This window comes from Stenotrophomonas sp. GD03654, from assembly GCF_029845105.1.
Classification (GTDB): domain Bacteria; phylum Pseudomonadota; class Gammaproteobacteria; order Xanthomonadales; family Xanthomonadaceae; genus Stenotrophomonas; species Stenotrophomonas africana.
Genome location: NZ_JAOCLC010000114.1, coordinates 1 through 8587, shown reverse-complemented (window position 1 = coordinate 8587; position 8587 = coordinate 1). Strand labels below are relative to the sequence as shown.

7 protein-coding genes, 1 tRNA gene and 1 pseudogene are annotated in these 8587 nt (G+C 63.1%); all 9 read left to right on the top strand.

The window, feature by feature from the left end; all coding sequences use genetic code 11:
• A pseudogene (locus N5J73_RS23370) lies at positions 1-121 on the top strand (elongation factor Tu); the annotation flags it as partial.
• 102 nt (positions 122-223) lie between these two features.
• Positions 224-299: transfer RNA gene (locus tag N5J73_RS23365), tRNA-Trp, on the top strand.
• 49 nt (positions 300-348) lie between these two features.
• The gene (secE, locus tag N5J73_RS23360; protein WP_049445146.1) at positions 349-762 is read left to right on the top strand and encodes a preprotein translocase subunit SecE; all 414 of its coding nucleotides are present in this window, start codon (positions 349-351) and stop codon (positions 760-762) included.
• Positions 763-772: 10 nt separating this feature from the next.
• The gene (gene nusG, locus N5J73_RS23355) at positions 773-1333 is read left to right on the top strand and encodes a transcription termination/antitermination protein NusG (protein WP_004154362.1); all 561 of its coding nucleotides are present in this window, start codon (positions 773-775) and stop codon (positions 1331-1333) included.
• Between the two features lie 287 nt (positions 1334-1620).
• A complete protein-coding gene (gene rplK, locus N5J73_RS23350; protein ID WP_004145248.1) occupies positions 1621-2049 on the top strand; it encodes a 50S ribosomal protein L11 in 429 nt (142 codons plus the stop codon).
• A 4-nt stretch (positions 2050-2053) separates the two neighbouring features.
• Positions 2054-2752: a 50S ribosomal protein L1 gene (rplA, locus tag N5J73_RS23345; protein WP_004154350.1), complete on the top strand. Its 699-nt coding sequence runs from the start codon at positions 2054-2056 to the stop codon at positions 2750-2752.
• Between the two features lie 386 nt (positions 2753-3138).
• Positions 3139-3675, top strand: a complete 537-nt coding sequence (gene rplJ, locus N5J73_RS23340) for a 50S ribosomal protein L10 (RefSeq protein ID WP_010480377.1) — start codon at positions 3139-3141, stop codon at positions 3673-3675.
• A 63-nt stretch (positions 3676-3738) separates the two neighbouring features.
• Complete coding sequence (gene rplL / locus N5J73_RS23335; protein WP_010480374.1) at positions 3739-4107, top strand: 50S ribosomal protein L7/L12; 369 nt, start codon at positions 3739-3741, stop codon at positions 4105-4107.
• A 364-nt stretch (positions 4108-4471) separates the two neighbouring features.
• Positions 4472-8587, top strand: a 4116-nt coding sequence (rpoB, locus tag N5J73_RS23330; RefSeq protein ID WP_279941360.1) for a DNA-directed RNA polymerase subunit beta, incomplete at its 3' end; no start/stop codon positions are given.

Genomic DNA, 8587 nt, shown 5'->3' with positions numbered 1-8587 from the left:
CAACGTCAAGATGGTCGTCACCCTGATCAACCCGGTGGCAATGGACGAAGGCCTGCGCTTCGCCATCCGCGAAGGTGGCCGTACCGTCGGCGCCGGCGTGGTCTCGAAGATCATCGAGTAAACCTGCAGTACCGGTGGTTGCATAGCGCCGCCGGTTACGCGAATGGCGGGCCGGGAACCTCGGTCCGCCTTCGCCGTCTAAGGGAAGGCAAGTTTTCAACGTACGCCAGTAGCTCAATTGGCAGAGCAGCGGTCTCCAAAACCGCAGGTTGGGGGTTCGAGTCCCTCCTGGCGTGCCATCTGCCCACCTTATCCAGCGGCCTGGGCCGCTAAAGCAGACACAGCCTGATGAATAGCAAGATCGAACACTCCAAGGACAACTCCGCCAACGGTGGAGATATCGTCAAGTATGTCGCCGCATCGCTGCTGGTGCTGGCCGGTCTGTTCGTCTGGTTCTGGTTCTCCGCCGACTCTGGTCGCGCCGCCCAGCTGGGCGCGTGGGCAGGTCAGCTGCGTGCGTTGGCGGTCGTGGTCGGTCTGGTTGGCGGTATCGGCGTGTTCATGCTGACCGGCAAGGGGCGCGACACCCGCGAATTCCTCTCCGAGTCGCGCTTTGAACTGCGCAAGGTGGTCTGGCCGACGCGCCAGGAAGCCATCCGCATGACGTGGGTCGTGATCGTCGTGGTGCTCATCCTCAGCCTGTTGCTGGGTGGCTTCGACTTCCTGATCCAGAAACTGACTCAGTGGTTCCTGAGCCGCTAAGGAGAATTGCATGAAGCGTTGGTACGTCGTTCACGCCTATTCGGGCTTCGAGAAGTCGGTGGCGCAGGCTCTGCGCGATCGCATCGTCCGTGACGGCATGGAAGAGCGCTTCGGCGACGTCCTGGTCCCGACCGAGGAAGTGGTCGAGATGCGCGCTGGCCAGAAGCGCCGCTCCGAGCGCAAGTTTTTCCCGGGTTACGTGCTGGTCCAGATCGAGACCCATGAAGAAGCCGGCATTCCGCGCATCGACAACGAAAGCTGGCACCTGGTCAAGGAAACCCCGCGCGTGATGGGCTTCATCGGCGGTACCGCCGATCGTCCGCTGCCGATCGCCGATTCCGAGGCCGAAGCCATCCTGAACCGCGTTCAGGAAGGTGTCGAGAAGCCGCGCCCGAAGGTGCTGTTCGAACCGGGCCAGATGGTCCGCGTTACCGATGGCCCGTTCAACGATTTCAATGGCGTCGTCGAAGAAGTCAACTACGAGAAGAGCCGTCTGCGCGTCTCGGTGCTGATCTTCGGTCGTGCCACCCCGGTCGAGCTCGAGTTCGGCCAGGTCGAAAAGGCCGTCTGACCTGTCTTGTAGAGTCGAGCTTGCTCGACTTTGCTGATCAGTTGAGCAAGCTCGACTCTACGGAACCAGAAACCGGGCCTTGCCCGGTTTCTTCCGTTTACGTGCCGCTTCAGGCATGTGAAGAAAAAACCTGATATAGTGCGCGGCTCCCCGCTGGGAAGCCAGCAGGACGAGGCCGCCGCAAGGTGGCCTTCAGCATGATTTCAAAACGCGATGCCGGGACGCGTGATTCCCGGTCCGATGGGGAGCCTGTTGTCGAAAGGCGCTAGCACCCGGAGAGCACTCACATGGCAAAGAAAGTTGTCGGTTACATCAAGCTGCAGGTGAAGGCCGGTCAGGCCAACCCCTCGCCGCCGGTCGGTCCTGCGCTGGGTCAGCGCGGTCTGAACATCATGGAATTCTGCAAGGCGTTCAATGCTGCCACGCAGAAGCTCGAGCCGGGTCTGCCGGTTCCGGTGATCATCACGGCCTACTCGGACCGTACGTTCACCTTCATCACCAAGAGCACCCCGGCCACCACCCTGCTGAAGAAGGCCGCTGGCATCTCGTCGGGCTCCAAGCGCCCGAATACCGAGAAGGTCGGCAAGGTCACCCGTAAGCAGCTGGAAGAGATCGCCAAGGCGAAGGAACCGGATCTGACTGCCGCCGATCTGGACGCCGCCGTGCGTACCATCGCTGGCTCTGCCCGTTCCATGGGCCTCGTGGTGGAGGGTTAATAAGATGGCACAGACCAAGCGTGAGAAGGCCATCAAGGCCGCCGTCGTTCCGGGCAAGGCATACGCCTTCGAGGACGCGATCAACATCCTGAAGAGCGCCACCAAGGCCAAGTTCGTCGAGTCGATCGACGTCGCTGTGCGCCTGGGCGTCGATGCGAAGAAGTCCGACCAGCAGGTCCGTGGCTCCACCGTGCTGCCGGCCGGTACCGGCAAGTCGGTCCGCGTCGCCGTGTTCGCTCCGGCCGGTGCCAAGGCTGACGAAGCCCTGGCCGCTGGCGCCGAAGCCGTCGGTATGGATGATCTGGCCGAGAAGATGCAGGCCGGCGATCTGAACTACGACGTCGTCATCGCGACCCCGGACGCCATGCGCGTCGTCGGTAAGCTGGGCACCGTGCTGGGCCCGCGCGGCCTGATGCCGAACCCGAAGGTCGGCACCGTTTCCCCGAACCCGGGTGAAGCCGTGAAGAACGCCAAGTCGGGTCAGGTCCGTTACCGCACCGACAAGGCTGGCATCATCCACTGCACCATCGGCAAGGCCGACTTCGCCGAAGACGCGCTGAAGTCGAACCTGACCGCGCTGCTGCTGGACCTGATCAAGGCCAAGCCGGCCACCTCGAAGGGCACCTACCTGCAGAAGGTTTCGGTCAGCTCGACGATGGGCCCGGGCGTCACCGTCGACCAGTCGTCGCTGACCCTGAAGTAATTGTTTCAAGCGGTCACGGTACCTTCGGTGCCGTGACCGTGACATTTGAAGGCATCGCTGGCAGTGCATCGCCGGCGGTAGCCGTCAAAGACCGCAGGCGCGGTCGTGGCAATACCGGCGACGGGCAGGGAGGCTCGATCTGGCAAGGAGTCGCCGCCGGAGCAGTCATGAGCGCTTAATCGATTCCCCGGAATCACCCTGCGTAGATGGTGCCCTTCTGGAGTTTTTCTGGTTCACGCACGTCTGGGTTTCCCAGGTTGGCCCACTCCAGGTCTAGAACGGCCCACCCCCGGAACATCATCCCGATGTTCCCGGCGTCCAGGACGGATGCTGCACAGGACCGCACACGGCAGGAGCCGTAAGCGGAGTTCAATAGGAGGAGTGCAATGGCTCTCAATCTGTCCCAGAAGCAAGAAGTAGTCGCCGAGCTGGCAGACGTCGCCGCCAAGGCCCACTCCTTGATCGCAGCCGAATACGCTGGCACCACGGTCGCCCAGATGACCGCGATGCGCAAGCAGGCTCGTGAAACCGGTGTTTTCTTGAAGGTTGTCAAGAACACCCTGGCTTCGCGCGCCGTTGAAGGCACCGAGTTCGCAGTCGCCCAGGACCAGATGGTTGGTCCGCTGCTGTACGCGTTCTCGCTCGAGGAGCCCGGCGCTGCCGGTCGCCTGATCAAGGAAGCCGCCAAGGGCAACGACAAGCTGAAGGCTAAGGTCGTCGCCATCGGTGGCGAAGTGTTCCCGGCAAGCCACGTCGAAGTGCTGGCCTCGCTGCCGACCCGCGACCAGGCCCTGGCCATGCTGGCCCGCGTCCTGACCGAGCCGGTCACGATGTTTGCCCGCGCCATCAAGGCCGTTGGCGAGAAGCAGGGTGGTGGCGATGTTGCCGCCGACGCTGCCGAGCCGGCCGCCGAGACCGCCTGAGTTTCGACTTACCGTGGTTCCTGACGGAACCTCAACCCAGAAAATCATCCAAAGGTATTAATCATGTCCCTTACCAACGAACAGATCGTCGACGCCATCGCCGAGAAGTCCCTGATGGAAGTGATGGAGCTGGTCAAGGCCATCGAAGAGAAGTTCGGCGTCTCCGCCGCTGCTCCGGTTGCCGTGGCTGCTGCCGCTGGCCCGGCCGCTGCTGTTGAAGAGCAGACCGAGTTCACCGTCACCCTGAAGTCGGCCGGCGACAAGAAGGTCGAAGTCATCAAGGCCGTCCGCGCCATCACCGGCCTGGGCCTGAAGGAAGCGAAGGACCTGGCCGAAGCCGGTGGCGTCCTGAAGGAAGGCGCTTCGAAGGACGACGCCGAGAAGATGAAGAAGGACCTGGAAGCTGCTGGCGCGACTGTCGAAGTCAAGTAAGCAGTTACCTTGCATCGTCACCGATTCGCGGCGATGCAGCCAAGGCTGGGGGCGTAAGCCCCCGGCCTTTGGTCGTTGTTGCGGTGTTGTAGAGTCGACTGTTAGTCGACTGCTGTGAAGGAAGTCGACTAACAGTCGACTCTACCGTTTCAAAAGCAGGCAAAAAGCCCAACACGGGCTGCAGTCAAACCCCGGCCGGCCAGCGCAGCGCGCGGCAGCAGGGGCGTGGTAGCAGACGAGTTGGCAGTTGGAAGTAGCGGGAGAAGGCGTGCTGGTGCCGGCAATACCAGCGACTTCCAACTGACAATTTCAAGTTCCCTTCGGATCGTGGGCGCACGATCCGCACAACAAGGTGGAAGACCTCATGACGTCCTATTCGTTCACCGAAAAAAAGCGTATCCGCAAGGATTTCGGCAAGCAGCGCTCGATTCTCGAAGTGCCGTTCCTGCTCGCCATCCAGGTGGATTCCTATCGTGAATTCCTGCAGGAAAACGTCGATCCGGCCAAGCGCACGGACCACGGCCTGCACGCTGCGCTGAAGTCGGTCTTCCCGATCGCCAGCTACAGCGGCAACGCTGCCCTGGAATACGTCGGCTACAAGCTGGGCGAACCGGTCTTCGACGAGCGTGAGTGCCGCCAGCGTGGCATGAGCTACGGCGCCCCGCTGCGCGTGACCGTGCGCCTGGTGATCTACGACCGTGAGTCGTCGACCAAGGCCATCAAGTACGTGAAGGAGCAGGAGGTCTATCTGGGCGAAATCCCGCTGATGACCGAGAACGGCACCTTCATCGTCAACGGCACCGAGCGCGTCATCGTCTCGCAGCTGCACCGCTCGCCGGGTGTGTTCTTCGACCACGACCGTGGCAAGACCCACAGCTCGGGCAAGCTGCTGTACAGCGCCCGCATCATTCCTTACCGCGGTTCCTGGCTGGACTTCGAGTTCGACCCGAAGGACGCGCTGTTCACCCGTATCGACCGCCGCCGCAAGCTGCCGGTGTCGATCCTGCTGCGCGCGCTTGGCTACAGCAACGAAGAGATGCTGGCCGAGTTCTTCGAGATCAACACCTTCCACATCAACCCGGATGAAGGCGTCCAGCTGGAGCTGGTGCCGGAGCGCCTGCGTGGCGAAACCCTGGGCTTCGACCTCGCCGACGGCGACAAGGTCATCGTGGAAGCCGGCAAGCGCATCACCGCGCGCCACATCAAGCAGCTGGAAGCCTCGGGCATCGCCGCCCTGGCCGTGCCGGACGACTACATCGTCGGCCGCATCCTGTCGCACGACGTGGTCGACGCCTCGACCGGCGAACTGCTGGCCCAGGCCAATGACGAGATCACCGACGAGCAGCTGCAGGCCTTCCGCAAGGCCGGTGTGGATGCCGTGGGCACCCTGTGGGTGAACGATCTGGATCGTGGCCCGTACCTGTCCAACACCCTGCGCATCGACCCGACCAAGACCCAGCTGGAAGCCCTGGTCGAGATCTACCGCATGATGCGTCCGGGCGAGCCGCCGACCAAGGACGCCGCGCAGAACCTGTTCCACAACCTGTTCTTCACCTTCGAGCGCTACGACCTGTCCGCGGTCGGCCGCATGAAGTTCAACCGTCGCGTGGGCCGCAAGGAAACCACCGGCGAAGCCGTGCTGTACGACCGCAAGTACTACGGTGAGCGCAACGACGAAGAGTCCAAGCGCCTGGTCGCCGCCCATGGCGACAGCTCCGACATCCTGGACGTGATCAAGGTCCTGACCGAGATCCGCAACGGTCGCGGCGTGGTCGACGATATCGACCACCTGGGCAACCGTCGCGTGCGTTCGGTCGGTGAAATGGCCGAGAACGTGTTCCGCGTGGGCCTGGTCCGCGTCGAGCGCGCGGTCAAGGAGCGCCTGTCGATGGCCGAGTCGGAAGGCCTGACCCCGCAGGAACTGATCAACGCCAAGCCGGTCGCCGCTGCCATCAAGGAGTTCTTCGGCTCCTCGCAGCTGTCGCAGTTCATGGACCAGAACAACCCGCTGTCGGAAGTGACCCACAAGCGTCGCGTCTCGGCCCTGGGCCCGGGCGGTCTGACCCGTGAGCGCGCCGGCTTCGAAGTGCGCGACGTGCACCCGACCCATTACGGCCGCGTCTGCACCATCGAAACCCCGGAAGGCCCGAACATCGGCCTGATCAACTCGCTGGCCGTGTACGCCCGCACCAACCAGTACGGTTTCCTCGAGACCCCGTACCGCAAGGTCGTGGACGGCAAGGTCTATGACGAAGTCGAGTTCCTGTCGGCGATCGAAGAAAACGAGTACGTCATTGCGCAGGCCAACGCCCTGACCAATGCCGACAGCGTGCTGACCGAGCAGTTCGTTCCGTGCCGCTTCCAGGGCGAATCGCTGCTGAAGCCGCCGGCGGAAGTCCACTTCATGGACGTCTCGCCGATGCAGACCGTGTCGATCGCGGCCGCACTGGTTCCGTTCCTGGAGCACGATGACGCGAACCGCGCACTGATGGGCGCCAACATGCAGCGTCAGGCCGTGCCGACCCTGCGTGCGCAGAAGCCGCTGGTGGGTACCGGTATCGAGCGCGCCGTGGCGCGTGACTCCGGTGTGACCGTGAACGCCCGTCGTGGTGGCGAGATCGTGCAGATCGACGCTGCCCGCATCGTGGTCAAGGTCAACGAGGAAGAGATCGTTGGCGCCACCGACGCAGGCGTGGACATCTACAACCTGGTCAAGTACACCCGTTCGAACCAGAACACCTGCATCAACCAGCGTCCGCTGGTCCAGGTGGGTGACGTCATCGCCCGCGGCGACGTGCTGGCCGACGGTCCGTCCACCGACATCGGCGAACTGGCCCTGGGCCAGAACATGCTGATCGCGTTCATGCCGTGGAACGGCTACAACTTCGAAGACTCCATCCTGCTCTCCGAGCGCGTGGTGGAAGAGGATCGTTACACCACGATCCACATCGAAGAGCTGACCTGCGTCGCGCGTGACACCAAGCTGGGGCCGGAGGAAATCTCCGCCGACATCCCGAACGTCTCCGAGCAGGCGCTGAACCGCCTGGACGAGAGCGGCGTGGTGTACATCGGTGCCGAAGTCCGCGCCGGCGACATCATGGTCGGCAAGGTCACCCCGAAGGGCGAAAGCCAGCTGACCCCGGAAGAGAAGCTGCTGCGCGCGATCTTCGGCGAGAAGGCTTCGGACGTTAAGGACAGCTCGCTGCGCGTTCCGCCGGGCATGGACGGCACCGTCATCGACGTGCAGGTCTTCACCCGCGACGGCATCGAGAAGGACAAGCGCGCCCGCCAGATCGAAGAGTCTGAAATCAAGCGCGTCAAGAAGGACTTCGACGACCAGTTCCGCATCCTGGAAGCCGCCATCTACATGCGTCTGCGTTCGCAGATCGTGGGCAAGGTGGTCAACGGTGGCGCTGGCCTGAAGAAGGGTGACGTGATCAGCGACGCCTTCCTGGACGGCCTGAAGAAGGCTGACTGGTTCGCCCTGCGCATGAAGGACGAAGACGCTTCGGAAGCCATCGAGCGCGCGCAGAAGCAGATCCAGGCGCACGAGAAGGAATTCGAGCGTCGCTTCGCCGACAAGCGCGGCAAGATCACCGCCGGTGACGACCTCGCCCCGGGCGTGCTGAAGATGGTCAAGGTGTTCCTGGCCGTGAAGCGCCGCATCCAGCCGGGCGACAAGATGGCAGGCCGCCACGGCAACAAGGGTGTGGTCTCCAACGTGGTGCCGGTCGAGGACATGCCGTACATGGCCTCGGGCGAAACCGTGGACATCGTGCTGAATCCGCTGGGCGTGCCGTCGCGTATGAACATCGGCCAGATCCTGGAAGTGCATCTGGGCTGGGCCGCCAAGGGCCTGGGCCGCAAGATCCAGGCGATGATGGAAGCCCAGGCGGCGGTTGCCGACCTGCGCAAGTTCCTGGACGACATCTACAACCACGACGACACCAACGTGGCCAACCGTGTCGACCTGTCGCAGTTCAGCGACGAGGAACTGCTGCGTCTGGCCCGTAACCTCACCGACGGCGTGCCGATGGCCACCCCGGTGTTCGACGGCGCTACCGAAGCGGAAATCAAGCGCATGCTGGAACTGGCCGACCTGCCGAGCAGTGGCCAGACCCAGCTGTACGACGGCCGCACCGGTGAAGCGTTCGATCGCCACACCACCGTGGGTTACATGCACTACCTGAAGCTGAACCACCTGGTCGACGACAAGATGCACGCCCGTTCGACCGGTCCGTACTCGCTCGTCACCCAGCAGCCGCTGGGCGGCAAGGCGCAGTTCGGCGGCCAGCGCTTCGGTGAAATGGAAGTCTGGGCGCTGGAAGCCTACGGCGCGGCCTACACCCTGCAGGAAATGCTGACGGTGAAGTCCGATGACGTGCAGGGCCGCAACCAGATGTACAAGAACATCGTCGACGGTGAGCACGAGATGGTCGCGGGCATGCCGGAATCCTTCAACGTGCTCGTGAAGGAAATC